This is a genomic window from Streptosporangium sp. NPDC004379 (assembly GCF_042873875.1).
In the GTDB taxonomy this organism is placed as follows: domain Bacteria; phylum Actinomycetota; class Actinomycetes; order Streptosporangiales; family Streptosporangiaceae; genus Streptosporangium.
Genome location: NZ_JBIAMC010000006.1, coordinates 184,196 through 208,196, shown reverse-complemented (window position 1 = coordinate 208,196; position 24,001 = coordinate 184,196). Strand labels below are relative to the sequence as shown.

At 73.5% G+C, this 24,001-nt stretch carries 24 protein-coding genes; 13 read left to right on the top strand and 11 right to left on the bottom strand.

What is annotated here, in order from left to right; genetic code table 11:
* Positions 1-6: 6 nt before the first annotated feature.
* Together ACFYSC_RS15385 and ACFYSC_RS15380 are read left to right on the top strand one after the other, a co-directional pair.
* On the top strand, positions 7-681 hold the full coding sequence (locus ACFYSC_RS15385) for a TetR/AcrR family transcriptional regulator (protein WP_389961439.1): 675 nt from the start codon (positions 7-9) through the stop codon (positions 679-681).
* 214 nt (positions 682-895) lie between these two features.
* On the top strand, positions 896-1,669 hold the full coding sequence (locus ACFYSC_RS15380; protein ID WP_362932593.1) for a hypothetical protein: 774 nt from the start codon (positions 896-898) through the stop codon (positions 1,667-1,669).
* Positions 1,670-1,748: 79 nt separating this feature from the next.
* Here ACFYSC_RS15380 and ACFYSC_RS15375 read toward each other — a convergent pair whose 3' ends face one another.
* Complete coding sequence (locus ACFYSC_RS15375) at positions 1,749-1,988, bottom strand: hypothetical protein (RefSeq protein ID WP_362932595.1); 240 nt, start codon at positions 1,986-1,988, stop codon at positions 1,749-1,751.
* Between the two features lie 882 nt (positions 1,989-2,870).
* Here ACFYSC_RS15375 and ACFYSC_RS15370 point away from each other — a divergent pair.
* Together ACFYSC_RS15370 and ACFYSC_RS15365 are read left to right on the top strand one after the other, a co-directional pair.
* Entirely contained in the window at positions 2,871-3,815 is a 945-nt protein-coding gene (locus ACFYSC_RS15370; RefSeq protein WP_362932597.1) for an LLM class F420-dependent oxidoreductase, read from the top strand.
* Positions 3,816-4,058: 243 nt separating this feature from the next.
* Positions 4,059-4,430: a YkvA family protein gene (locus tag ACFYSC_RS15365; protein ID WP_389961436.1), complete on the top strand. Its 372-nt coding sequence runs from the start codon at positions 4,059-4,061 to the stop codon at positions 4,428-4,430.
* A 122-nt stretch (positions 4,431-4,552) separates the two neighbouring features.
* Here the strand turns inward: ACFYSC_RS15365 and ACFYSC_RS15360 are convergent, their stop codons facing one another.
* The gene (locus ACFYSC_RS15360; protein WP_389961434.1) at positions 4,553-5,749 is read right to left on the bottom strand and encodes an amidohydrolase family protein; all 1,197 of its coding nucleotides are present in this window, start codon (positions 5,747-5,749) and stop codon (positions 4,553-4,555) included.
* Between the two features lie 549 nt (positions 5,750-6,298).
* On the opposite strand from ACFYSC_RS15360, the gene ACFYSC_RS15355 reads away from it, so the two are divergent.
* A complete protein-coding gene (locus ACFYSC_RS15355) occupies positions 6,299-6,991 on the top strand; it encodes a hypothetical protein (protein WP_389961432.1) in 693 nt (230 codons plus the stop codon).
* A gap of 39 nt (positions 6,992-7,030) precedes the next feature.
* Complete coding sequence (locus ACFYSC_RS15350) at positions 7,031-7,735, top strand: hypothetical protein (RefSeq protein ID WP_389961430.1); 705 nt, start codon at positions 7,031-7,033, stop codon at positions 7,733-7,735.
* 105 nt (positions 7,736-7,840) lie between these two features.
* Here ACFYSC_RS15350 and ACFYSC_RS15345 read toward each other — a convergent pair whose 3' ends face one another.
* Positions 7,841-8,650: an SURF1 family protein gene (locus ACFYSC_RS15345; protein ID WP_389961428.1), complete on the bottom strand. Its 810-nt coding sequence runs from the start codon at positions 8,648-8,650 to the stop codon at positions 7,841-7,843.
* Between the two features lie 163 nt (positions 8,651-8,813).
* Here ACFYSC_RS15345 and ACFYSC_RS15340 point away from each other — a divergent pair, with 163 nt between their 5' ends.
* Positions 8,814-9,467, top strand: a complete 654-nt coding sequence (locus ACFYSC_RS15340) for a TetR/AcrR family transcriptional regulator (RefSeq protein WP_389961426.1) — start codon at positions 8,814-8,816, stop codon at positions 9,465-9,467.
* Between the two features lie 102 nt (positions 9,468-9,569).
* On the opposite strand, the gene ACFYSC_RS15335 is transcribed toward ACFYSC_RS15340, so the two are convergent.
* On the bottom strand, positions 9,570-9,899 hold the full coding sequence (locus tag ACFYSC_RS15335) for a hypothetical protein (protein WP_389961424.1): 330 nt from the start codon (positions 9,897-9,899) through the stop codon (positions 9,570-9,572).
* Between the two features lie 229 nt (positions 9,900-10,128).
* Here ACFYSC_RS15335 and ACFYSC_RS15330 point away from each other — a divergent pair, with 229 nt between their 5' ends.
* Positions 10,129-11,571 (top strand): methyltransferase, encoded by a 1,443-nt coding sequence (locus tag ACFYSC_RS15330; RefSeq protein ID WP_389961422.1) that lies wholly within the window; start codon positions 10,129-10,131, stop codon positions 11,569-11,571.
* Positions 11,572-12,055: 484 nt separating this feature from the next.
* Here the strand turns inward: ACFYSC_RS15330 and ACFYSC_RS15325 are convergent, their stop codons facing one another.
* A complete protein-coding gene (locus ACFYSC_RS15325; RefSeq protein ID WP_389961420.1) occupies positions 12,056-15,370 on the bottom strand; it encodes a BTAD domain-containing putative transcriptional regulator in 3,315 nt (1,104 codons plus the stop codon).
* A gap of 316 nt (positions 15,371-15,686) precedes the next feature.
* Here ACFYSC_RS15325 and ACFYSC_RS15320 point away from each other — a divergent pair, with 316 nt between their 5' ends.
* A complete protein-coding gene (locus tag ACFYSC_RS15320) occupies positions 15,687-16,205 on the top strand; it encodes a hypothetical protein (protein ID WP_389961418.1) in 519 nt (172 codons plus the stop codon).
* Positions 16,206-16,449: 244 nt separating this feature from the next.
* Here the strand turns inward: ACFYSC_RS15320 and ACFYSC_RS15315 are convergent, their stop codons facing one another.
* Both ACFYSC_RS15315 and ACFYSC_RS15310 read right to left on the bottom strand, forming a co-directional pair.
* Positions 16,450-17,094 (bottom strand): GNAT family protein, encoded by a 645-nt coding sequence (locus ACFYSC_RS15315; RefSeq protein ID WP_362932619.1) that lies wholly within the window; start codon positions 17,092-17,094, stop codon positions 16,450-16,452.
* A 165-nt stretch (positions 17,095-17,259) separates the two neighbouring features.
* Positions 17,260-18,537 carry a pyridoxal phosphate-dependent aminotransferase gene (locus tag ACFYSC_RS15310; protein WP_389961416.1) on the bottom strand — a complete coding sequence of 426 codons (1,278 nt, stop codon included), beginning with the start codon at positions 18,535-18,537 and terminating at the stop codon, positions 17,260-17,262.
* Positions 18,538-18,632: 95 nt separating this feature from the next.
* On the opposite strand from ACFYSC_RS15310, the gene ACFYSC_RS15305 reads away from it, so the two are divergent.
* On the top strand, positions 18,633-19,571 hold the full coding sequence (locus ACFYSC_RS15305; protein WP_389961414.1) for a LysR family transcriptional regulator: 939 nt from the start codon (positions 18,633-18,635) through the stop codon (positions 19,569-19,571).
* Between the two features lie 10 nt (positions 19,572-19,581).
* The gene (locus tag ACFYSC_RS15300) at positions 19,582-20,250 is read left to right on the top strand and encodes a ribonuclease HII (protein WP_362932625.1); all 669 of its coding nucleotides are present in this window, start codon (positions 19,582-19,584) and stop codon (positions 20,248-20,250) included.
* 44 nt (positions 20,251-20,294) lie between these two features.
* On the opposite strand, the gene ACFYSC_RS15295 is transcribed toward ACFYSC_RS15300, so the two are convergent.
* The gene (locus ACFYSC_RS15295; protein ID WP_389961412.1) at positions 20,295-20,420 is read right to left on the bottom strand and encodes a hypothetical protein; all 126 of its coding nucleotides are present in this window, start codon (positions 20,418-20,420) and stop codon (positions 20,295-20,297) included.
* Positions 20,421-20,590: 170 nt separating this feature from the next.
* Here ACFYSC_RS15295 and ACFYSC_RS15290 point away from each other — a divergent pair, with 170 nt between their 5' ends.
* A complete protein-coding gene (locus ACFYSC_RS15290) occupies positions 20,591-21,631 on the top strand; it encodes an LLM class flavin-dependent oxidoreductase (protein WP_389961410.1) in 1,041 nt (346 codons plus the stop codon).
* 3 nt (positions 21,632-21,634) lie between these two features.
* Here ACFYSC_RS15290 and ACFYSC_RS15285 read toward each other — a convergent pair whose 3' ends face one another.
* Positions 21,635-22,021, bottom strand: coding sequence for an SCO5389 family protein (locus ACFYSC_RS15285; protein ID WP_389961408.1), 387 nt, complete (start codon positions 22,019-22,021; stop codon positions 21,635-21,637).
* A gap of 71 nt (positions 22,022-22,092) precedes the next feature.
* Positions 22,093-23,058: an ATP-binding protein gene (locus ACFYSC_RS15280; protein ID WP_389961406.1), complete on the bottom strand. Its 966-nt coding sequence runs from the start codon at positions 23,056-23,058 to the stop codon at positions 22,093-22,095.
* A 105-nt stretch (positions 23,059-23,163) separates the two neighbouring features.
* On the opposite strand from ACFYSC_RS15280, the gene ACFYSC_RS15275 reads away from it, so the two are divergent.
* Positions 23,164-23,484 (top strand): DMT family transporter, encoded by a 321-nt coding sequence (locus ACFYSC_RS15275; RefSeq protein WP_389961404.1) that lies wholly within the window; start codon positions 23,164-23,166, stop codon positions 23,482-23,484.
* 39 nt (positions 23,485-23,523) lie between these two features.
* Here ACFYSC_RS15275 and ACFYSC_RS15270 read toward each other — a convergent pair whose 3' ends face one another.
* On the bottom strand, positions 23,524-24,000 hold the full coding sequence (locus ACFYSC_RS15270) for an RrF2 family transcriptional regulator (RefSeq protein WP_389961402.1): 477 nt from the start codon (positions 23,998-24,000) through the stop codon (positions 23,524-23,526).
* Between the last annotated feature and the right edge of the window lies 1 nt (position 24,001).

Here is a 24,001-nt window from a genome sequence, read left to right as displayed (position 1 = left end):
ACGAACGTGGCTGAGCCGACCCAGAGAAGCCGAGGATCAGACAAGACCCGTGAAGTCATCGTCGAGACGGCCCTGCGGCTGTTTCGCGAACGGGGATACGAGGCCACGACGATGAGGGCCATCGCCGCCGAAGCCGGCGTCTCGGTGGGGAACGCCTACTACTACTTCGCCTCCAAGGAGGCCCTCGTCCAGGCGTACTACGACCGGGCACAGGACGAGCACGAGACGGCGTGCGAGGAGGTGCTGCGCCGGGAGAGCGCCTTCGCCGCGCGGCTGAGCGGCGTGCTGCGGGAGTGGGTGCGGGTCTCCGAGCCGTACCACGAGTTCGCGGTGAAGTTCTTCAAGCACGCGGCCGAGCCGAACAACCCCCTCAACCCCTTCAGCGCCGAGACCTCGCCCGCCCGGGACTCCTCGATCGCCGTCTACCGCACGGTGGTGGAGGGTTCGGCCGAGCGCATGGACGCCGAGCTGCGGGCCGAGCTGCCCGAACTGCTGTGGCTGCTGTCGATGGGGGTCGTGCTCTTCTGGGTGCACGACACGTCGGAGGGGTGCCGGAGGACGTACCGGCTCATCGAGCTGGTCGTCCCACTGGTGGACCGGCTGGTCGGGCTCTCCCACCTGCCGGGTCTGCGCGGCGTCGCCCGCGACTTCATCGCGGGGCTCCACGAGCTGCGGGCGTGACCTCGCAGCGGAGGTCCGTGTCCTTCCCGCGGAGCTCTGTCATGGGTCCGCGGCCTTCCCGCGTGATCTCGTCACGGGGTCCGCGGCCCTCTCCTGCGGTCTCGTCGCGGGAATTCACGGATTCCGCGTACGACGGCGGGCCCGAACCCGAGAATTTCGGTAACCGATTCATTACCCTCGGTAGTTATTCTCATGACTACTCCGAGGGGGTCCCATGGCCTGGGTAACCGTCCTGGTGGTCTCGACCACCGCCGTCACGCTGCTCACGCTTCTCGCGCTTCGCCGGAGAGGCAGGCCGGACGAGGAGCGGGGGGCGACCTCGGTCGACTTCTCCGCCAACCTCGCCCTCGCCGTCTATCTCCTCGTGCTGGCCTACGCCGCGGTGCTCTGCCGCGACGCGATCTCCACCTCGCAGGCCGACGTCCAGGCGGAGGCGGAGACCCTGACCGAGATGTACTGGTCGGTGGCCCCGATCCCCGAGGCGGCGCAGATCCGGACCCAGATCCGCGAGTACTCGGCGCAGAGCGCCAACCTCGACTGGCCGTTGATGGCCGAGGGCGAGATGTCCCCCGTCCCGTCGAGGATCCTCGAGGACATGCGTGCCGCGACCCTCCGGCTCCGGCCGGCCGGGAAGGAGGCCGAGAGCCTCCGCCAGGACGCGCTCCTCCGGGCCTCCGAGGTCGCGCACGCGCGCGCCGTACGCGCCGACGACGCCGAGGGCGGTCTGGAGAGCATCTTCGTGATCTCGATGATCGTCTCGGGGGCACTGGTCATCGCGCTGCCCTGGACGCTCGGGATGAGGCCCACGCGTCAGTCCGTGATCAGCGACGCCGTACGGGTGGGCGTGGTGGTCATCGGCATCGGCTTCATCATGCTGATCAGCCATCCCTTCACCGGGATCGGCGCGGTCGGGCCCGACGCCCTGCGGACCGCCCAGCATCAGTACGACCGGATCGACGGACAGTTCCCGCAGCCCTCGCAGGGGTGAGCGAGGCGCCGTCCGGGCTCGCCGCCGGGGTCACGGCCCCGGCGGCGGCCTGTTTCCGTGCGTGCTCCCCGGTGTCCGCTCAGCGGCGGGAGCGGCTCTTCAGCGCGGCGGCGGCGCTCACCGAGATGACACCGGTGAAGACCACCAGGATGACCAGCCTGCGGTCGGTGCCCCGGCGCCGGTCGGCGAAGCGGTCCAGCACCATCGGCCTGCGCGCGGCCAGGGGTGCGAAGGAGGGTACGGCCGGCCGGGGCGTGGCGGACGGCGACGGGGTGGGCTCGGGCGCCTCCGGCGGGACGACGGCCTGGCGGAAGCGCACGGCGGGCTCGACGGGCCGGGGCTCGGGCCGCCGCGGCGGATGGGAGGGCGGGGCGGGGGCCCGCGTCTCCGGTGGCTCCGGCGAGGCCGGTGGCTCCGGTGGGTCCGGCACGGCGGGCATCGCCGGCACCGCCGGCGTCACCGGAGCCACCGGTGTCGGGGCGGGTGGCGTCGGAGGCGCGGGCTCCGGAACCGGAACGGGCGGCTCAGAGGGCCGTACAGGACTCGGAACGGGGTGCGCCGGGACGATGACCGGGGGGCAGGGTTGCGGGCACGCCCCGCATGTCCCCAGGCGTACGCCCAGGATCACCTCCACGAGTCCCGGCCCCACGCTCACCCGTGCCGGGCCGCTCGGGTCGTTTCCCACGCTCACCCGTGCCGGGCCGTTCGGATCGCTCGGGTCGTTTCCCACGCTCACCCGTGCCGGGCCGTTCGGATCGTTCCCGCCGGTCGCATCGAGCGGGCCGGTCGGAGTGTCCCGCCCCGGAACACCCGATCGTGCGGCGGCGGCCGCGCAGTACGGCCGAGCGGCGGTGCCGGGCAGGCCGCCAGGCCGCGCTCCGGCGGCCGCGTCACCGGCCCAGGCCGGCGCGAGGGCCGCCAGGCAGGCCGCGGCGGCCACCGAGACCGCCGCCCGTGGCCCGCGTCCTCGTCTTCCGTGCCGTCTTCCGTGCCACTTCGTCGTCACCATAACGTTCTAACATCTCACTCAGCGTCACGGAGGGGTAAACGGCCACCCCGGGAAGATCTTCTCCGGTCGTCGGCCGTACGGCCGAGGCGGGCGGACGGTTGACGGGGCCCGGGGCCGATGCGGCAAGCTGTTTCAGAACATCGTTCTAGTAACTGCGGAGGCGGCATGATGGCCACGGGCACACGGTGGGGAATGACGCTCCCCTTCTCGGACCGCACACTCGCCGGGTCGCGGGAGCTGGTGGCCGAGCTGCCGAAGCTCGGCTACACCGACGTCTGGTCCGCCGAGGTGAACGGCGCCGACGGCTTCGTGCCGCTGGCGCTGGCCGCCGAGTGGGCCCCCGGCGTACGGCTCGGCAGCGCGATCGTCCCCGTCTCCACCCGTGGGCCCGGCCTGCTGGCGATGTCGGCCGCCACGCTCGCCGATCTCGCCCCGGGGCGGTTCGTCCTGGGCATCGGGGCCTCCTCCCCCGTCATCGTCGAAGGCTGGAACGCCGGAGAGTTCACGAAGCCGTTCGCCAGGACGAGAGACACGCTCCGTTTCCTGAGGGCGGCGTTGTCCGGCGAGAAGGTCACCGAGCGGTACGAGACGTTCGAGGTCAGGGGTTTCCGGCTGGAGCGCGCCCCCGAGACACCGCCGAAGATCGTCCTTGCCGCGCTGCGGCCCCGCATGCTCCGCCTGGCCGCCGCCGAGGCCGACGGCGCGATCACGAACTGGCTCTCGCCGCAGGACGTCCGGAAGGTCAGGGCGGAGATCGGCCCGGACGTCGAGCTGATCGCCCGGCTGTTCGTGTGCGTCAGCGAGGACGCCGCCCGGGTGCGCGAGTTCGCCCGCCGCATGCTCGCCGGATACCTGACCGTCCCGGCCTACGCGGCGTTCCATGAATGGCTGGGGCGCGGTGAGACGCTGCGCCCGATGCGCGAGGCGTGGGCGGCCGGCGACCGGAAGGGGGCACTGCGCGCCATCCCGGACGAGCTCGTGGACGCGCTCGTGGTGCACGGCGACGCGGCGACGTGCCGGGCCAGGATCCGCGAGTACGTGGACAACGGGCTCACCACCCCGGTGCTCGCGCCGATCCCGGTGGGCGGGGTCCCGCTGGAGCGGGCCGTACGGGAGCTGGCGCCGGCCGGGGACTGACGGGACACGATCTCCGTCGCGGAAGCGGAAGCGGAAGCGGAAGCGGGGGTGGGGGTGGGAACGGAGTGGAGGCGAGGGACGGAGGCGGGGCGCCGGATCCCGGGAGCCTGGGCCGGGGAATCGTGAGGTCCGCGTACGGGACGGGACCGCGCGGGAACCGGCCGGAGGAATCACGCGTTATATCGTGTGGCGGCCGGGTAGATGACCCCCGCCAGAAGAGCGTGCTTCCGAGGAGGTTCCCCCATGGCGAAGGCGGCGCGTGCGGCACAGGCGTGGCGGGTCTACAGGCAGGTGTCCGGGCCGGGTTCCCCCGGCGTCGCCACCCGCCTGCGCGCGGTGCCGAAGATGATCGGCGCGGTCATGCGCGGTCAGTATCCGGGCATGACCAAGGGCAAGCTGGCGATGCTGGGTCTCGGCGTCGCCTACATCATCTCTCCCATAGACCTCGTCCCGGACTTCCTGGCGCTCATCGGGGTCGCCGACGACTTCGGCGTCTTCCTGTGGCTGATGGGCTCCCTGCTCGGCGAGAGCGGCCGCTACGTCGACTGGGAGCGGCACGGCGTCAGGGCGTTCCCGTCCGCGACGGGTCCGTTCCCCCACGGACGGCACGACTGAGCCGGCCCGTCACGCGGACCGGAGCCGTTCCGTCCCCAGCCGGGCCCGCGAGGGCGGCGGGTGACAGAGCTTGAAGTTGCGCCGCCCTGAGCCGGGCCCGCGAGGGGGCGGCGGGACAGAGCCTAGAGCTGCTCCATCCTGAGCCAGGCCCGCGAGGGCAGCGGGTGGCCGAACAGGCGGGCGGCGTTGCCGTAGGCCACCCGGGCTATGTCGGCGGGCGGCAGCCTGCCCAGGCTCGTCGCGACGGCCTGCTGGGTGTCGGGCCAGGTGGAGTCGGAGTGCGGGTAGCCGCTCTCCAGCAGCACGTGCTCCAGGCCGACGGCCAGGCGCACCCCCGACAGGGCGTGGTCGTTGAGCGTGCCGAAGTAGAAGTTGCGGCGCAGCACCTCGCTGGGCTTCAGGCCGCCCTCCCACTGCGCCTCGCCCGCCACCGGGTGGTCCAGCGCGTAGTCGGCCCGCTCGGCGAGCATGGGCAGCCAGCCCACGCCGCCCTCCACGATCAGGATGCGCAGGGCCGGGAACCGCAGCGGGACGCCCGACCAGAGCCAGTCGGCGCAGGCGAACATGGCGCTGGCCGGCATCAGCGTGGTGATCGCCTCGATGGGGGTGTCCGGGGACGGCACCGGGGCCCACGAACCGGCCCCGGCGTGCAGGCAGACGACGGTGCCGGTCTCCTCGCACGCCTGGAAGAACGGGTCCCAGTGGTCGCTGTGGACGGACGGCAGGCGCAGCCGGGTGGGGAACTCGGGGAAGAGCACGGCCTTGAAACCTCGGGCCGCGTTGTCGCGGACCTCCTTGGCGGCGATCTCGGGATCGGCCAGCCAGGGGAGCTGCAGGGCGATGATCCGCTCGGGGTAGGTGCCCGCCCAGACCTCCACGTGCCAGTCGTTCCAGGCCCGCGTGACGGCCAGGCCCAGCTCCTGGTCACGGGTCTTGGCGAAGAGCATCCCGGACTGCAGGGCCAGCATGCCGGGGAAGCACAGCGACGCCCAGACCCCGGCGCGGTCCATGTCGTCGATCCTGGCCTCGATGTCATGGCAGCCCGGCCGCATGTGCTCGAAGCGCACCGGGTCGAGCGTCCACTGCTCCCGGGGCAGACCCGCGCCCACGTCGAGACCCGCGCACGGGTAGGTCGCGCCGCCGTACCGCCAGACCTGGTGTCCGGCCTCGGTCTCCACGACCTTGGGGGCGAGCTCGGCGTACTTGCCGGGAAGCCGGCCCTCGAACATGTCCGGCGGCTCGATCAGATGGTCGTCGACCGAGATGATCACATAATCCCGCCGCCTGGGCTCGGGGTCGGGGAGCAGCGGCGTCGTCACGCGGTAAACCGTACGTCCCCGCCATAACACTGGACAAGCCAGAGGGTCACGGTTTGACGCGCGTGGTCCGAAAGCCCGCGCCGGGGTCATGACCTCGCGACTTCGCGGGGCGGCGCGCAGGGGCTCGGCCGGGCCCGGCCGAGCCTTCCGGCCCTCGCGTCCCGGGCCCGGGACCGCCGTCCGGGGGATGGCAGCGGCCCCGGGAGGGCGGGCCCGCCGATGAGGGTGCCACTCGTGGCGGGCCCTGAGAAATGCCCCTACCCGTAGATCGTCGGGATAACGGCATTCCCCGAAAAAGATCCGTTCCGCGCTGAACGGGCGACGAGAACCGGTGGAGCAACGGGTGAGCCTGACAAGCGGGACGGGGCGGGGCCCGGCGGGCCAGGGCGTGGGGACCGGCGGGGTGCCGTGCGGTGAGGCGGGGCCAGGCGGGACGGGGCGAGGTGGGGGCCGGCGGGGCGGGGTGCCATGTGGTGAGGTGGGGCGGGGCGGGGGTGCGGGTCCGCCGGCCGTAACCTGTCCGGCGGGTCCGAGAGCGGGAGGGGCGGCATGCCGACGGTGGTTCCGGCGCGGGACGGTCTGGAGCACGGCGCGCGCCTGGTGCTGCTGTTCGTCCTCGCGCTGTCCTTCGTCGTCGTCCTGGCCGACCAGGACCTGCCGCGCCGTGACGCCGAGGAGCTCATCGCGGACCTGCGCGCGGGGAGGGTCGCCACGGTCGTCTACGACCGTGACTGGCCGGCCTACGGCACCCTGACGTGGTCACGCGGCCCGCTGTCCTGGACCCAGGCCACCCACCGCCAGCCGGACGACGTCTGGGACCACCGGACGGGTGAGCTGGTCCGCCCGGCCCTGGAGCGCCGCCAGGGCGCGTTCCTGGCCCGGGTGCGCGCCGCCGCGGGCCCGTCGGTGGAGATCGTGCGTGGCGGGCCCGCGTGGCTCCGGGCGGGCTCACCGGCCTACGCGCGGTGGTGGCCGCCGTTCGCGCCGTTCGCGGTGGCGGCCGAGGTGCTGGTGTGGATGATGATGCTCACCCGCGGGGACCACCGCCTCGCCGGCCGCCGGGCGTGGTTCTGGATCCTGCTGGCCGGTGGTTCGCCGCTCTACGCGCTGCTGGAGCCGTACCCGCTGTGGCGCCGGCCGTACGAGGTGCTGCCGCCGCGTGCGAGGCTCGGCGGCCCGGCGGCGTTCATCCTCGCCGTGACCGCCATGCTCACCCTGACGATGCTGACCACCCCCGCCTGATCGCCCCCAACGGGCGGGCCGCTGAGGTATGAAGGAAAGGTGACCCCCTTTCCCGCCGAGGTACGGAACGCCTGGCGGATCGCCGGCCTGGCCGTCCGGATCGTGCTGCTGGCGGTCCTCCTCACGGGCGCGCTGGTGGCGGTGCTGAGCTACGCGCCCACCGCGCGGACCCTGACCGATTTCCGCGCCGCCGTGGCGGCGGACCGGGTGTCGGCCGTCCTCTACCGGGAGCACGGCGGCCTGATCAGGGAGGTCAGGTGGTCCGAGGGACTCCTCGTCTGGCACCAGCTCGTCGACCTGCCGGTCTCCCGCGGGAAGCAGGGGTACGCCGCGGCCGAGTTCTGGCCGGAGGTCTCCAGGGTGCCCCCGCGGGCGGTGTCCTCCTTCGGCGACCGGGACGACCCGTCGAGGATCCTCCCCGACTGGCCGTTCCGGGTCCTGCGGTACGGCGGCATCCCCTGGCTCGCGGGCGCCTGGGGGATCTCTTTCCTGATCATGCTCGGCTCGACGCCCCGGCTGGCCAGTCGGTGGGCGTGGATCTGGCTGTTCACCGTGGGACAGGTCGGCGCGATCGGCTTCCTGTTGCTGGAGCCCCGGCCGCTGTGGTTCCGGGGCGACCGGCGGCCCGCGCCGATGAAGAGGATGAACGGCTGGCAGGGCTTGGCGATGTCGATCGGCCTGGCGCTCGTCGCCGTGCTCGTCGCGATGGGCGTCGGCATGCTGGCGAGGCTGCTGCTGGGCTAGGTTCCGTGGGCCGCCTGACCGGCCGCGGCAGGCGAAAAGGTCCACGGAACGGAACCCGGGCCCTGCCCGGGGAAGCGGCCGGGCGCCGATGGGCGTGGGAGCCGGTCAGGCGTCGATCGGTTCGGCGGGCTCCTTCGTGTCCCGCTCCGATCCGTCCGCCGTCCGGCCGGCACGGATGTCGGCGGCCTCGCGGCGGATCAGCAGGATCCAGCCGCCGATCGCGACGGCGATGAACAGCCACCACTGCACGCCGTACGCGAGGTTGAGACCGCCGCCCTCGCCGACGTCCGGCGCGGGCACCGGGACGGGCGCGACGGCCGCCCGGGGGGACTGGTCGGTCAGCTCCACGAACCCGCCGTAGAGCCGGTACGGCAGGCCGTCGCCGATCCGGCCGGTGTCGATCAGCATGACCTGGCCCGGGGGAAGTCCGGGCCGGTCCTTGATGCCGCTGGTGTCCTCGGTCTCGGCGGGGCGCAACCGTCCGGTGACGGTCACCCGGCCCGGCGCCGGGGCCGGGACGTCGGGTACGGCGTCGGCCGACGCGCCGGCCTTGACCCAGCCCCGGTTCACCAGCACGGCCTGGCCGTCGCCGGTGACCAGCGGGGTGAGGACGTAGAAGCCGAGTACACCCTCCTGGGGGCGGCGGCGCACCAGGAGCTGGTGGGCCGTGTCGAACGCCCCGGTGGCCGTGACGATGCGGTACTTGTCCTGGGCGCGCACGGCTCCGCCGGGCGTGGTCAGCCGGTCCACGGGCACCGGGCCGGCCGCCAGGTTGGCGGTGGTCTGGTGGCTGGTGGTGGACCGCTCCTCGTAACGCCCGAACTGCCACCGGCCCAGGAACACGAAGGCGGGTATGACCAGCAGCACCACCACGTGCAGGGCGATCCAGCGAGGGGTCAGAAGAAACCGGTACACGCATTCAGGGTAGGCACCGCGGGCACCGCCCCGTCCTTCCGGGTGGGCGGTGACGTGGGACGGCGGCTTGGTGCCGTGAGACGGAGGCGTTAGGATCGGCCGGGCCGGAGCCGTTTCCCGAATCGTTTGCGGAACAAGGTTCTGTTGCCGCACCATGGGATCCGTGAAGACTGCCAAGAGCGGACGTGACGGCCGCTCCCGCATCATCGAGGGCGCCCTGCGGCGGTTCAGCCAGGACGGCGTGTCGGCCACCACTCTGGCCAGCCTCCGCGACGAGAGCGGCGTCAGCGTCGGAAGCTTCTACCACCACTTCGCCAGCAAGGAACACGTCTTCGGCGTGCTCTACGCCGACACCCTGCGCATGTACCAGGAGGCGTTCCTCGCCGAGCTGCGGCGTCACGAGACCGCACGGGAGGGCATCGAGGCCATCGTCGCGATGCACATGGCCTGGTGCGGCGAGAACCGCGAGCGCGCCCATCTGCTGATCAGTGAGCGGCCGCCCCGGCGCGACGAGCCCGGCGGCACCGAGGTCTCGGAGTCGCGGCGGGCCTTCTTCCGCCAGGTGTCCGACTGGTGGCGCCCGCACATGAAGGAAGGACTGCTCCAGCCGGTCCACCCGACCATGTGTTACGTGCTGTGGCTGGGCCCGGCCACCGAGATGTGCCGCCTGTGGTTCGCCGGCGCCCACCAGCCGACCCAGGACGAGATATCGGGTCTGTGCGACGCCGCCTGGCAGAGCCTGCGCCAGCGGTCCTCCTCGGAGCCCGCGCAGGCGGAGGCCGCGCAGGAGGAGGCCGCGCAGGAGGAGCCCGCGTAGGAAAGGCCCGCGCAGGAAGGGCCGATGGAAGGGCCCGCGCAGGAGGAGCCCGCGCAGGGGTCCCGGACGGTGGACCTCGTCCGCCGCGCGGCGCGGCTCTCCTCAGGGCTCGCGAAGAGGCCCCGGAGCCTTCGCCGGCCGCCGTGCACGGGCGGCGACCCGCCAGGTGGTCCCGTCCAGGGTGATGTCCAGCCGCGCGTCGTGCCGCCTGCGGCGCAGGCCGGGGACGGGCACCCGGTCCTCGGCGTCGAACCCGCCGCGCCGGGCGTGGCCGTACACCAGTTCGCCGGTGAAGACCCGCAGCTCGTCCCGGTTGCCGCACCGGGGGCAGGTCCAGGCCACCAGGTCGGCGCGGCGGTCGTAGTCGTGGCAGGCGGGGAAGTACTCGTCGGGCCGGAAAGGGGTGTCGCAGGCGAGGCAGGGGATCGGCATCCAAGTCCTCCAGGGGCCGCTGTGCCGGCCGGTCATGGTCACTCACCGTGATCAACGGCTATCCTGCCGCGCTTGACCTGCACTTTCATGGCGCTTGCCACTCTCCGTGGCCCATCGGCACTTTCCGTTTCCGCCGGTTGTCCCGGCCGTACGGCCCGCTCCGCCCGGAACACCGGACCGAAACACCGATCCGTCCGGTACGGCCGGGCCGCGGTGCGAGGATGGGCCGGTGAACGATCTGTTTGACCGGCTCAGGGAGCTGCTGCTCGACGCCGGATACACCATCGACGGCGTCCGGGAGCGTCTCGGCGAGGTCGCCGCCACCGCGCTGTCCCGGGAGGAGACGGTGCCCGCGCTGCGCGCCACCCGCGACGGGGACCCGCTGGGCACACTGATCCGGCTGTGGTGGCTCGGGGTGCCGGTGGACGCCCCGGCGGGCCTGCCGGTGGCCGAGCTGGCCGCCGCGGGCCTGGTGGCCGCCGACGGCGACCGGGTGGTCTCCACGGTCCACCTCCAGCCCTGGGAGACCGGCGGCTACGTCGTCTCCGACCGCAAGGTCCGCCCCGGGGACCCGGCGCTGCGCCCCGACCACGTCGTCGGCGCGGGCGGCGCGTCGGCGAACCTGGCCCAGCTCGTGACCCGCCGCCCGGTGGAGCGCGCCCTCGACCTGGGCACCGGATGCGGGGTCCAGGTGCTGCACCTGGCCGGGCGGGCCCGGGAGATCGTCGCCACCGACGTCAACCCGCGCGCCCTGGAACTGGCCCGGATCAGCTGGGCGCTCTCCGGGGTCCGCGACGTGGACGCCCGCGAGGGGTCGCTGTTCGAGCCGGTCACCGGGGAGCGGTTCGACCTCGTCGTCTCCAACCCGCCGTTCGTGATCTCCCCGGCCGGACGGTTCACCTACCGCGAGTCCGGTTTCGAAGCCGACGGCTTCTGCCGCGAGCTGGTACGGCAGGCCCCCCGGTTCCTGGCGCCCGGCGGCACGTGCCAGCTCCTGGCCAACTGGCTGCACGTCCGGGGCGAGGACTGGCGCGACCGGGTGGGCGGCTGGCTGACCGGCACCGGATGCGACGGCTGGGTGGTCCAGCGCGACGTCCAGGACCCCGCCGAGTACGTGGAGCTGTGGCTGCGGGACGCCGCCGAACAGGGCACCGCCCGCTACCGCGAGCTGTACGACGGCTGGCTCGGGTGGCTGGAGTCCATGGACGTCACCGGGATCGGGTTCGGCTGGATCACCCTGCACGACTCGGGCAGCCTCGACCCGGTCGTGCGGGTGGAGGAGCTCGGCCAGCGGGTCGAGCTGCCGGTGGGCGGCTACGTGGACGAGGTGCTCGGCTCGATCGCGGCGGCGCACCGGTTGTCCGGCGCGGAACTTCCGGGTGTACGGCTCGCGCTGGCGGAGGGCGTGCTGGAGGAGCGGATCGGCCCGCCCGGCGCCGAGGACCCGTCCGGGATCGTGCTCCGGCAGACCCGGGGGCTGCGCCGTACCGCGCGGGTGGGGACGGTGGAGGCGGCGCTCGCCGGGGTGTGCGACGGCGAGTATCCACTGGGCCCGCTGCTGGCGGCGATCGCCGAACTCACCGGCGAGGACGCCGATGACCTGCTGGAGAAGGCGCCGGAGGCCATCCGGCCGCTGGTCGCCGAGGGGTTTTTCCACATATCCACAGGGTGACCGTCCACAGCCTGTGGACATTCCCCGGCGATCGGTTGTTGATCGGATGTTGAACCCGGTGGGAGAGGCTCTGACCACGGACGCGGCACCCGGGGGGAAGGGACCGCGTCCGGTCCGGCCGGTCGCCGGCATGAGGCGGCCGGCCGTCGGGAGACGCGCCGGACAACCGGGCCCCCTATGCGTCCCCGGCGGTCAGCGACCGGCCGGACACCTGCCCTCGCTGTCCGACCGCCCGGTGTCAGGTCCCCGGTGCGGGAACCAAGACGGGAACCCGATGAACAACCACGCCTGGATGACGCGGCTCGACGACGGCCTGTACGACGGGCTGGAGCCGGTGGCCCCGGCGGCGGACGGTCCGGCCCCGGCCGCCTCGGCGGGCGGGAAGGGAGCGCTGACGGACGGCTCGCCGGTCACGGCGGGCGACGCGGCGGTCTCGACGGACGGTCCGGCGGCTTCGGCGGCCCCGGTGGACGGTCCCGCGGTCTCAGCGGGTGGCGGGGTCGCCGTCGGCGGCGGCCCGGTCGAGCAGCGCCCGCAGGTCGGCGGCCTCGGGGGCGCCGAGCCGGGCGAAGACGTCATGGGCGCGCCGGAGGCAGTCGCGGCTGCGGGCGGCGTCCCCGAGGCCTTCGAGGGCCCGGCCGAGCACCCACAGTGACAGCGCCTCGCCGTACGGGTGGCCGATCTCGCGGCTGACCGTCAGCGCCTGCTCGGCGTGCCGGGTCGCGTCGGCGAACCGCCCGGCGGCGATCAGGGTCTCGGCGAGCCGGGAGCACACCCGCTGCTCCCACACCCGCTGCCGGCTCGCCCGGAAGAAGGCCAGGCACTCGGCGTGGTGGTGGACGGCCTCGTTCAGCCGCCCGACGCGCGACAGCACCATCCCCAGGTGGTAGCGGGCCCGTGCGGTGCCGGGACCGGAGCCGATCTCGGTGAAGAGGGCAAGGCCCTGCTCGGCGGCGGCGATCGCCTCCTCGGCCTGGCCGAGGAACAGGTGGTCGCGGGCGGAGTAGCTCAGCGTCAGGGCCTCGCCGCCGCGCGCGCCCGCCTCCCGGAACGCGGCCCGCGCCGCCTCGAACCAGGACAGCGCCTCGGTGTGCCGACGCCGGCGGCCGGTCACCACGGCCAGGGCGTTCATCGTCTCGCCGGTGACGATCCCGTCGCCCGCGCCGGCCAGGTCCAGCGAGGCGCGGAACTCCTCCTCGGCCTCGGCGAGCCGGTTGGCGTTGAACAGCACCCGGCCGAGCACGTAGTGGCAGCGCATCCGGCAGGAGGCGTCCCCGAGCCGCCGGGCGGCGGTCAGCGTCTCCCTGGCCCGCTGCTCGAACTCGCGGACGTGACTGCCCGACTCCAGCAGCGGCTCCATGGCCAGCAGCAGGTCCGCGCCGGGCAGCAGCCCGCAGACGTCCTGACCGCCGGAGACCTGGGCGCCGGACGGTTGGGCGCCGGACGCCTGGGCGCCGGACGCCTGGGTGATGGCCGCGAACAGCGACTCCGCCTCGGCGGACAGCCAGGCCACGGCCTCGTCGGCGGAGGTGAACGCGTGACCTGGCGCGGCCACCGCGATCCGGTCGGCGACCGTGCTGCCGTCGTAGGCGAGGCGGTGCGCCGACCGCGCGGAGGCCAGGTAGAAGTCGAGCAACCGGCCCAGCGCGGCCGCCCCCGTGTCAGCCGCCCCCGTGCCGGCGGCCCCCGCCTCGGCCTCGGTCCGTTCCGCGATCCGGCGGGCGAAGAGCCTGAGCAGGTCGTGGAAGCGGTAACGGCCTGGCGCCGGGGCCTCCAGCAGGCTGGCGTCCACCAGGGACTCCAGGACGTCCTCGGCGTCGGCCTGACCCAGGCCGAGCAGGGCGGCGGCCGCCCCGACCGAGATGTCGGGTCCGCCGGGCAGGGAGAGCAGCCGGAAGGCGCGGGCCTGATCGGGGCCGAGGTGGCCGTACCCGAGGGCGAAGGTGGCCTCCACCGCGAGGTTGCCGACCCGCATCTCGTCGAGGCGGCGGCGTTCGTCGGCCAGCCGGGGCACCAGCGAGGCGACCGTCCAGGACGGGCGGGCCGCCAGGCGGGCCGCCACGATCCGCACCGCGAGGGGCAGGAATCCGCAGGCGGCGACGACGTCCATGGCCGCGGCGCGTTCGGCCGCCACCCGGTCCGCGCCCGCGACCGTGCCGAACAGGGTGAGCGCCTCGTCGGGCTCCATGACGTCGAGGTCGAACAGCCGGGCCGCCGTCAGGTCGGCCAGCTTGCCGCGGCTGGTCACGATCGCCGCGCAGCCGGGCGTGCCGGGGAGCAGGTGGGCGACCTGCTCGGCGTCCCGGGCGTTGTCCAGCAGCACCAGCATCCGGCGTTCGGCCAGCAGCGAGCGGAACAGCGCCGACCGCTCGGCCAGGCCGTCCGGGATGACGTCGGGCGGCAGTCCCAGCCCGCGCAGGAACGCCGCCAGCGCGGAGTCGGGCGCGACCGGGTCCTCGCCGTAGCCGCGCAGGTCGGCGTAGAGCTGGCCGTCGGGGAACAGTTCCTGGAGGGTGTGCGCGACGTGTACGGCGAGCGTCGTCTTGCCGACGCCGCCGATGCCGGAGATGGCGGCCACCGGGACGCCGTCGGCGCCGTCCCCGGCCGACAGCAGGGCGCGCAGCCGGGAGATGATCCGGTGGCGGCCGGTGAAGTCGTTCACGGCCGCGGGGAGCTGCGCGGGCCGCGGCAGCTCCGGGGGACCCGCCGGGCCCGGCGGGTGCGGCGGCGCGGCCGGATGCGACGAATGCCGTGAGTGCTGGGGGTGCTGTGGGTGCTGCCCGGCGGTCTGCGGCCCGTCGCGGTCCGGGCTCCCGGCGGGTGCGGAACCCGCCGCCCCGGCCGCCGGCGGGTTCGGCCCGGCGGACGAGGCGGACGCCGGGGACGCCGGGGACACAGTGGGTACGGAGGACGCGGTGGGCCCCGCGGAGCCGGTGGTGGGACCGGCCGGTTCCCCGGCGCCCGGCGGGGCCGGGACCCGTGCCGGGCCCGGGACGGGAACGGGCGGCGGCGGGACCAGGCTCGGGTCGCCGCTGAGGACCCGCCGGTGCAGCGCGGTCAGCTCGGGTCCCGGCTCGATGCCGAGCTCGCCGACCAGCACGGTCCGGGTGTCGGCGAAGACGGCGAGCGCGTCCCCCTGCCGCCCGCACCGGTAGTAGGCCAGCATCAGCTGGGCGCGCAGCCGCTCGCGGAGCGGGTGCTCGGCGGTCAGCGCGATCAGTTCGGAGACGACGTCGGCGTGCCGGCCCAGCTCCAGGTCGAGGTCCAGCAGGGTCTCCAGCACGCTCATCCGGCGTTCGGCGAGCCGGTCGCGCTGGTGCTCGGCGTAGGGACCGACGGCTCCGGCCAGCGGCTCGCCGGTGTGCAGCGCCAGGCTCGCCCGCAGGTGCCCGGCGGCCGCGGCGAGGTCGCCGGAGCCCCGGGCCGCCTCGGCCTGCCGTACTCCGTGTTCGAAACGGGCGAGGTCGAGGGCGTCGTCGGCCAGGCGCAGCGCGTAGCCCCGGCCCACCGAGGTGAGCAGCTCCGGGCGGGTGCGTGGCGACCTGCCCGGTTCCAGCACGGACCGCAGCCGGGAGACGTAGGTGCGCAGCGCCCCCAGCGCGCGGGGCGGGGCCTCCTCGCCCCAGACCCCGTCGATCATCTCGGCCGGGGTCACCGCCCGGTTCCCGCGCAGCAGCAGCATCGCGAGGATGGAACGTTGCAGGGGCGTGCCGAGGTCCAGCTCCCCACCGTCACGCCAGGCTTGGACGGGGCCGAGTACGGCGAAGCGCAACCCGCCCGCGCTGCCCTGATCAGCCATTCCGTGGATCTCCGCCCTAATGGGAAGTTTTATTCGCAAATAATAGATCCTTTATCCCCGATCCACAGGAGAGCGGTGGTTACCCCTCGGTGGCAATCGACATCGTTGATCGGGTATTGATCAGCTGTTGAGCCTCGATGTCGATGATTCCCTATGTCGGGCATGGCGCCATACGGGGGCTGCCATGCCCGACATGTCAGTCAATTGCAGGTATGAAGAAAGATGCGGTAAGCGGGGTGCAGGCGGTCCGTCCTATCAATGAGCCATGGCTCCCCGAACGGAGACGGGAGCCACCTCACCCCCTTGGAGAACCGCAATGCGCACCACCGCCCGTACCCTCCTCGGCCTCGCCGCCGCCGCGGCCGTCCTCGCCGCCACCCCGGCGCTGGCCTCCCCCGCCTCGGCCGCCACGCTCGCCTCCGGCACCGCCGCGGCGACCACGGCGACCGCGGTGACGGCCCCGGGCCACGACTACGACGACCGCTGGGGCCCCTACTACTCCAAGTACTTCGGTCACTCCCGTGCCATGGCGGCCAGGGGCGGGGTGTGGACCGACGACTCCGACCGGGTCCACGTCGAGGGCAGGCTCTACGACAGGTACTCGCCGAGCTGGCTCTGCGGGTACGTCCAGGTCAAGTTCGAGGACACCGACGGCGACGAGTCGACCTACTGGGCCAAGAAGTGCGGCTCCAGCGGCTACCGCTCCTTCCACTTCGCCTCCGAGGACGTCGACAGCGCCCAGGTCCGGGTCTGCTACTGGCACCAGGGCGAGGGCCGGACGAAGATGTGCGGCAGGTGGAACTACGTCTACGAGGCCGACGGCGACGACGAGTGACGCCGGGTTCCGCTCCCGGGCGGATGTCCGGTCCGCCGGGTCCCGGACGAACCTCGGGCCCGCCCGTTCCCCGGGCGGGCCCTCCGTTCCTAGAAGATCGTCGAAGTGACGGACGGCGGGGAGGGGTCCCCTCCCCGCGGTTCGGCCGCGCGGCCCCGGCCGGACCGGGCGGGGCGTGCGGCCGTCGTGCTGTCACACGGTCCCGGCCGGACCGGACCGGGCCGGGCGTGCGGCCGTCGTGCGGTCAGGCGGCCTCGACCAGACCCAGCCGGGCGTGCAGCCGTTCTCGCACGAGCGGCCACTCGGAGCTGAGGATCGAGTAGTACGCGGTATCTCGGACCGTGTCGTCGGCGCCTCGGGATTCCGCCCGCCGTACACCGTCGAGGTGTGCGCCGAGGGCTTCGATGGCGGTCCGGGAGCGCGCGTTGCGCACGTCGGCCTTGAGGGTGACGCGGTGGACCTGCCACGTCTCGAAGGCGAGGGAGAGCATCAGGTACTTGCTCTCCCGGTTGACACCGGTGCCCTGGGCCGACGCCGCCAGCCAGGTGTAACCGATGTCCGCCACGGACGGGACCTCGCCCACCGCTCCATGTGCGCCCGGTGGCCAGGGCATGGGGCCCTGCCAGTACTCCAGGTTCATGAGACGGGTGGCACCGACGACGCGGTCGGTGTGCAGCCACCGGATGGCGAAGGGCATCGTGCGGCCCTCCGCCTGCTCAGCCAGGGCGGCCTCCACGTAGGAGACCACCTCGCCCCGACCATGGGGCACACGAGTGAAGCCGTAGGTGGAGCGGTCTTCACTCGCCGCGGCGACGAGGTCGTCGACGACCTCGAGGCTGAGCGGCTCCAGGCGCACGAGGCGCCCGGACAGGGTGACGAAAGCGGGCATGAGCACATGATGAGGGCTGCCGACGTGGGCTTTTGCCAAATGATGTGGGGTGTTTCGGTGTCCACCGGGTGAATCACCCTCTATGCCCCGTTTTTCGCGACAAAACCGCAGGTCAGGGACGTGCGGCCCACCCCTGGGGCGGTCGGCTCACAGGTAAATTTTCGGTCAAGCTCCCGCATCGCCGAACGCCCGCGGCGGCCGGCGTCCGGCGGCCGTTCCGGCACCCGCGCGAAGACGGCCCAGAACCTCGGACAGACGGTCCAGGGAGGCGGCGATCCAGGGCAGCTCCAGGGGGTCGGGAGCGGCCAGCGCGGCCAGCCGCCGCTCGGCCGTCCCGCCGTACAGGAGGCTGGTCGCCATCCGCACCCGCAGGGCCCGCGGGTCGTCGCCGAAGGCGTGGCCGGGGAGCACCCCGACGCCGTGCGCGCCGAGCAGGTGCGCGGCCAGTTCGGCGGAGTCGCCGAAGGGCAGCCCCGAGAAGTCGGGGTACAGGTAGAAGCCGCCGCGCGGCGCGCCGGCCGGGACACCCGCCCCGGCGAGCAGCCCGTGAACGGCCCGCGCGACCGCGCCGTGCAGCCGCCGGCTCCGCTCGATCCGCTCGGTGAGCTCGGGGGGCTCGGTGTAGGCGTGGGCCGCCGCCCGCTGGACGGGCGCCGCGGGGCTGGACCAGATCTCGCTCGCCACCGCGAGCAGCCGGTCGCGCAGCTCCCCCGAGGGGAGGCGGGCCACGCCGATCCGCCAGCCGCCCAGGGCGAGGCTTTTGCTGAGCCCGCTGGTGACGATCGTGCGCTCGGGCGCGACGTCGGCCGGGCTGAGGAACTCCGTCGCCGGGTCGTGGACGAGGTCGCGGTAGATCTCGTCGGAGACGATCAGAAGGTCGAGCTCGCGGGCCAGTTCGGCGATCCGCCGGACCGTCGCGGCGCCGGCCAGCGTGCCGGTGGGGTTGTCCGGCAGCGTGACCAGCAGAGCGCTCACCCGGCGTCCCCGGGACCGCGCGTCCAGGACCGCGCCGGCGAGGAGATCGGGATCCGGCACCCCGCCCTCGCCGGGCGGTGACGGGACGGGCAGCGGGCGCGCCCCGGCCAGCTCCGCCTGGGCGGCGTAGCTGACCCAGCTCGGCACGGGCAGCACGATGTCGCCGCCGATCGCCGGCAGCAGGCCGTACAGCAGGGCCTTGCTGCCGGGACCGCAGACGACCGAGTCCGGGTCGGTGGGCAGCCCCCTGCGGCTCCAGTACCCGGCCGCCGCCTCGCGCAGCTCCGGGATCCCGGCGACCGGGCCGTACCCGTTGTGCCCGGCGGCGTCGGCCAGCCGCTCCCGCAGCACCGGGTGGACCGGCAGACCCGCCTCGCCGAAGGCGAGGTTCAGCACGCGCTCCCCGGCGAGCCGCCTGCGTTCGATCTCCTCGTTGGCCGCCAGCGTGGCGGAAAGGGCGATGCCCATGGGTGCCTCCGGTCGTTGCGGAACGCTCCCCAGCATGGTGAGGTGAGTGCCCCGGAACAACCACCGGTCACCGTGGGAAGGCGTAAGGAAAACCGATGCTCGATCTGCGCCGCCTGACGGTGATCTGCGAGTTCGCCCGCCGGGGCAGCATCGCGGCGACCGCCGAGGCCCTCGGCTACAGCCCGTCCGCCGTCTCCCAGCAACTCGCGGTCCTGGAGCGTGAGGCCGGGGCCGCCCTGCTCGACCGGACGGCTCGCAGCGCCGCGCTGACCGACGCCGGCCGCCGCCTCGTCGAGCACGCCGAGCGCATCCTGGCCATGGTGGAGGCCGCGGAGTCCGACCTGTCCGCCCAGGCGGGGACGCCCTCGGGTCACGTCGCCGTCACCGCCTTCCCCACCGCCGCGGTCGCCTTCGCGCCCGCCCTGGCCCGGACGCTGCGCCGGCACACCGAACTGACCATGCGGATGCGGCAGGCGCCCGCCGGACGCGGAATCGGGCAGGTGCGGTCGGGTGAGGCGGACATCGCCCTGGTGGACGACTGGCACGGCGGGACGCGCGAGGAACCGGCCCCGCTGCGGGTCTTCCCGCTGCTGCGCGACCCCCTGGTGCTCGCGGTGCCGCGCCGGCACCGGCTGGCCGACCCGGAGAACCCGGTCGACCTGCGGGAACTGCGCGACGAACCGTGGATGGCGACCCCCGAGGGGGAGCCGTCCCGCCTGGCCGTGGACCGCCTGCTGGCCGGCGTCGGCGGCGCCCGGCCGGTGCCGTGGGAGTTCGAGGGACTGGGCACCGTCCTCGGCCTGGTCGCCAAGGGCATCGGCATCGCGGCCGTCCCGGCCCTGACCCTGGCCGCCGGAGTGCGCGGCGTCGCCGTACGCGAGCTCCCCGGCTCCCCGACCGTCCGCGAGGTCCACGCCGTGGCGCGGGCCGGGAGCGTTCACCGTCCCGCCGTGGCCGTCACGCTGCGCGCCCTGCACGTCGCCGCGCGCCTGCTGTCCGCCGACCTCGCCCCGGTCCAGCCCGCCGACCGGTAACGTCGGGGCCGTGCCTCCCTCCTACGCGCTCGAACGCCTGCTCGCGGCCGGCGGCTCGAAGACGGTGGCCGGGATCGACGAGGTCGGCCGGGGCGCCTGGGCCGGGCCCGTCGCGGTCTGCGCCGTCGTCACCGACCTGTCGGAGCCGCCCGCGGGGCTGACCGACTCCAAGATGCTCGCCCCCGCCCGCCGCACCGCGATGGCCGCCGAGATCACCGGCTGGGCCGCCGGGATCGGGTACGGCGAGGCGTCGTGCGAGGAGATCGACGAGCTGGGCATGACCGAGGCCCTGCGCCGGGCCGCCCGCCGGGCGCTGGCCGAGCTGCCGGTCCGGCCCGATGTGGTCGTCCTCGACGGCAGGCACGACTACCTCGGCGCACCGTGGCCGGTGCGGTGTGAGGTCAAGGCCGACCTGTCATGCGTCTCGGTGGCCGCGGCGTCGGTGGTCGCGAAGGTCCGCCGCGACGCCCACATGGCCTCACTCGGTTTCGAGGAGTACGGCTTCGCCGACAACGCGGGCTACCCGTCGCCGGTCCACCAGCGGACGCTGGCCGAGCGCGGGCCGACGGAGCACCACCGCCTGTCGTGGTCCTATCTCGACGACCTCCCCCGCTGGCGCCACCTCAAGCGGCACCGCAACCCACTGGCGGGCGAGGGCCAACTGGGGCTCTTCGGCTGAAGGCTCACTGAGGCGGCGTGACGACGCCGGCGAGGTGGAGCCGGTCAAGCCGCGTAGAGGACTCGCGCGTCATGGAGGACCTGGTCCTTGATCGTTTCGTTGAGGTAGCGCTTGGCCACCAGGTCGACGGGGCGGCCGAAGAGGTCTTCCAGCTCCTCCTGGAGAGCCATGAGCTCGAAGAGGCCGAGGGAAGCGCCTTCGGTGTGGACGTACAGGAGATCGTGCCACGCCGTCCGGCTCGTGCCCGGGTGAACGACGATCTCGTCACCGGCCTCCGGGGACCAGAGGTAACGGTGGTCTGGTCTTTCCCGGGCGGGTCCGCTGATCCACAGTGGGCGGCATGCGGATGGGCGTCTTTCTGATCGCGGCGGGCTTTCCCGGACGGGACGCGGGAGAGGTGCTGCGGGACACGGTGGAGGCGGTCGCCGTCGCCGAGGAGGCCGGTTTCGACGACGCGTGGATCGCCGAGCACCACTTCATGTCGTACGGCGTGTGCCCGTCGGCGGCCACCCTGGCCGGGGTGGCGCTGGGCCGTACGTCCCGGATCGGGGTGGGGACGGCGGTGAGCGTGCTGTCGACCCGGCACCCGGTGGACCTGGCCGAGCAGGCGGCGATCCTCGACCGGGTCTCGGGCGGGCGGTTCACGCTCGGGGTGGGGCGGGGCGGCCCGTGGGTGGACCTGGAGGTGTTCGGCACGGGGCTCGCGCGGTTCGAGCGGGGGTTCGGCGAGTCGCTGGACCTGCTGTGCGCGGCCCTGGGCGGGGGGACGGTCTCGGCGGAGGGGGAGTTCTTCCGGTTCCGTCCGGTGCCGGTGGTCCCGCCCGCGCGGCTGCGGCCGGTGGTGGCGTGCACCTCCGCGGCGACCGTCGCGCTCGCCGCGGAGCGGGGACTGCCGATGCTGCTGGGGATGCACGTCGGCGACGCCGAGCGGGCCGCGATGATCGGTTCCTACCGTACGGCGAGCGAGGGCCTGGCCGCGGAGAACGGGGACGATGGTCCGGGGGCCGGAGGCCGGGACGGCGGCGGGGATCCCGGGCACGTGGGGGCGGCCGTCGGGTACGTGGCCGACACCACCGAGCGGGCCGTACGGGAGCTCAGGGAGGCCATGCCCGGGTGGCTGGGGCCGGGGCTGGCCGGTCACGTGGCGGTGGACGGCCGGCCCGGTCCGCGGCGTGACATCGGGGCGTACGTGGACTTCCTGTGCGACACGCACCCGGTCGGCTCGCCGGGACGCTGCGTCGAGATGATCGCGCGTACCGCCGCGGCCACCGGGTTGCGGCACCTGATCCTCATGGTCGAGGGTGCGGGCGACCACGCCCGCACCCTCGACAACATCCGGCGGCTCGGGGAGCAGGTGCTCCCCGAGGTCAGGAGTCTCTGATCGTCAGCAGTCGACGAGTTCGGGTGACTGGTTGAGGATCTGGGACCTCGCGGTGACGAACTCGGCGAGGGCGCCGGTGGCCGCCGGGTCGAAGACCGCGACCCGGTGGCAGTTCTGGAAGGCGAGCCTCATGCCGAAGTGGCGCTCCAGGGCGCCGCGCATGGAGTCGCTGGCCAGGCAGCGCAGGAGCTGACCGCGGGCCTGCTCGTCCGGCGGTGGAACGGTGTTGTCGGCGAATTCGGCGCCGGTGCGTTCACGCCTCTCGACCAGCTCGGTGATCACCGACCAGGCGTAGGGCAGGGAGTCTCGGACGCAGGCGACGAACGCCTCGTCGTCGACCTCGCCGGTCCTGGCCTGGTCGAGAAGATCTTTCGAAACGGTCAGCGACATGCTGCGTTCTCCTCTCGCGGATCGCAAAGGGGACGTTTTCCGACACTAGGTCGGCTTGTCTGCCGCTCCACCTAGCGTGGGAGCGACACTCGTGTGGGTCCGAAGACGAACCCGGGGTCGACCTGGGCGGCCAGGTCCTCGCCGGTCGCCCGGTTCGCCCAGGCCCTGGCGTTGCGCAGGTGGAACTCGACCGCCTGCTGCCCGAACTTCCACCAGTCCTTCTCCTGGGCGTCCAGGCGCGCGAGAAGCGTGCCGAGCGCCTTCATGCCGGCCGGTTCCAGCTCGCCGAGGGTGAACGGACGGCCCTGCTCCATGGCCCGGACCGCCGCGGAGTGCTCCAGGCACACCAGCAGGTCGTCGCCCACGTGCTCGCGCAGGAACGCGACGTCGGACGGTCCGTGGATCTTGTTGCCGACCACCGCGACCGGCACGTCGAAGTCGGCGGCGTAGTCGCGGTACTGGCGGTAGACGCCCACCCCCTGCCGGGTGGGTTCGGCCACCAGGAACGTCAGGTCGAAACGGGTGAACAACCCGGAGGCGAAGGAGTCGGCCCCGGCGGTCATGTCGACCACGACGTATTCGCCGGCGCCGTCGACGAGGTGGTTGAGGTACAGCTCCACCGCGCCGACCTTGGAGTGGTAGCAGGCAACCCCCAGGTCGGTCTCCTCGAACGGGCCGGTGACCATCAGGCGCGGCCCGTCGGGTGTGATGGCCGAGAAGCGGGTGTGCACGGGGTCGTCGGGCTCCCCCGGGTGCAGCAGCCGCGACCCGCGGCCGGGCGGGGTGGTCTTGACCATCGCCGCGGCGGAGGAGATGAGCGGGTTGTCGCCGCGGAGGTACTCCTTGATCTCGGTCAGGTGCGCGCCCATCGGGCGTGGCAGCGCGTCCTGCGGCATCCCGAGCGCCATGCCGAGGTGCTGGTTGATGTCGGCGTCGATCGCCACGACGGGCCCGCCCCTGGCGGCGACGTATCTCGCGAACAGCGCCGACAGGGTCGTCTTGCCGCTGCCGCCCTTACCGACGAATGCCACCCTCACGTCGACCGTCCAATCATGATTATGAAAACCGTTTCACTCCGCTGGATCATCATGCCACGGAGGGTGGGTGAGCGGGGGCGGAAACACTGTGAGAGGCTCGGCCAGATGACGTTCGCATGGGTGTTGCTGGTGTTGTCGGGTCTGATGGAGACCGCGTGGGCGGTGGCCCTGGACCGGTCGGACGGGTTCTCCAGGCCGGTGCCCAGCGTCATCTTCGCGATCACGCTGGTGCTGAGCATGGCCGGGCTGGGGTACGCGCTGAAGTCGATCCCGGTCGGTACGGCCTACGCCGTGTGGGTCGGGATCGGCGCGGTCGGCACGGCGGTCGCCGGCATGGTGTGGCTCGGCGACTCCGCGTCCCTGGCGAGGATCGCCTGCCTGCTGCTGGTCGTCGCCGGGGTCGTCGGCCTGAAGGTCTTCCACTGAGCCGCGCGGCCGGTCCGGCGGGCCGGCCGGGAGACCGGGTCACCGGTTCGCGGGACCCCCGGCGGGATCCCCGGCCCACGGGACGGTCGGCTCGCGAGACCCGGCCGCCGGTTCCGCGCGGCCGCCGGGGACGGTGTTCCGGGTGATGTGGGCGATGGTGATCTCGGAGAGCAGGGTCTCCTCGTGCTCGCGCAGCACGCTCCAGACGTGCGCGATGGGCCGGGCGACGCCGGGGTAGTCGTCGTTCCTGAAGTGCTCGGGCCGGCCCTCGATCACCATGATCACATCGGCCAGGGTGATCTCCTCGGGGGGCCGGGCCAGCCAGTAGCCGCCGTCGGGGCCGCGCTGGCTGTGGATCAGACCGGCGCGGCGCAGTTGCAACAGGATGTTGTCCAGGAACCTCCGCGGGATGTTCTGCGCCGCGGCGACCTTCTCCGCGGGCACGGGCCCCGGGCCGGTGGCGGCCAGCTCGGCGACGGCCCGCAGCGCGTACTGGGTCCTGGCGGAGACGCGCATG